The sequence below is a fragment of the Alcanivorax sp. HI0044 genome, from assembly GCF_001634945.1.
In genome coordinates this window covers 1-928 of the sequence record NZ_LWEZ01001668.1, presented here as the reverse complement: position 1 = coordinate 928, position 928 = coordinate 1, and the positions used below count along the sequence as shown (strand labels likewise).

1 protein-coding gene is annotated in these 928 nt (G+C 60.2%); it reads left to right on the top strand.

What is annotated here, in order from left to right; translation table 11 throughout:
- Positions 1-95: 95 nt before the first annotated feature.
- Positions 96-928, top strand: an 833-nt coding sequence (locus A3730_RS25125; protein ID WP_255364324.1) for a VIT domain-containing protein, incomplete at its 3' end; no start/stop codon positions are given.

The window sequence follows — 928 nt, the reverse complement described above, 5'->3', positions numbered from 1 at the left end:
ACACCTTGCGACATGTCTTGTTAATGAACAGCGTTTAACAAAACACACAACCACGCGTAAAACGAACCCCATGATCCATAACAAGGAGAATCATCATGGGTTTCAGGAACAGATTGACCCGCCTTTTTTCCGGTCTGGCTTTGCTGCTGAGCAGCGCGCTGACCACACCAGCCCTGGCCGCCGGGCTGATGACGCCAGCCAACAGCAGCCTGCCGCCGCTACAGATCCGCGAGCAACACGTCACCGTGGACGTGGAAGACGGCTACGCCATTACCGAAGTGGAGCAGGTCTTCCACAACCCCAATGATCAGGACCTGGAAGCCTACTACCGCTTCCCGGTCCCCGAGCGCGGCACCGTGGCCGAGTTCACCGTATGGATCGACGGCAAGCCGGTAATCGGCGAAGTGCTGGAAAAGCAGCAGGCCCGCCAGGTCTACGAACAGGAAAAAGCCGCCGGCCGCGAGGCCGGGCTCACCGAAAAGGACAGCTACAAGGCCTTTGATGTGCTGGTGCAACCGGTTCACGCCGGCCAGGACACCCGGGTACGGCTGGTCTACATGCAGCCTGCCTTTGTGGATACCGGCATCGGCCGCTATGTGTACCCGCTGGAAGAAGGCGGCGTGGACGAGAAGAAGCTGGCGTTCTGGACCGCCAACGACAGCGTCGAAGAGCACTTCAGCTTTACACTGAATCTGCGCAGCGGCTACCCGGTGGATGCCCTGCGTCTGCCCAAACACCCCCAAGCGCAGATCCAGCAACTGGGCCCGCAGCAATGGCAGGTCAAACTGGACAACCGCACGGCAACCGCCAGCAGTGAAGAAGAAACAAACAGCGAAAGCGCCAACTTCGCGCCCCCGGCCACCAATGGCCAGCCGGCCAATGCGTTCACCCTGGACCAGGACATCGTCGTCTACTGGCGTCACCAGCA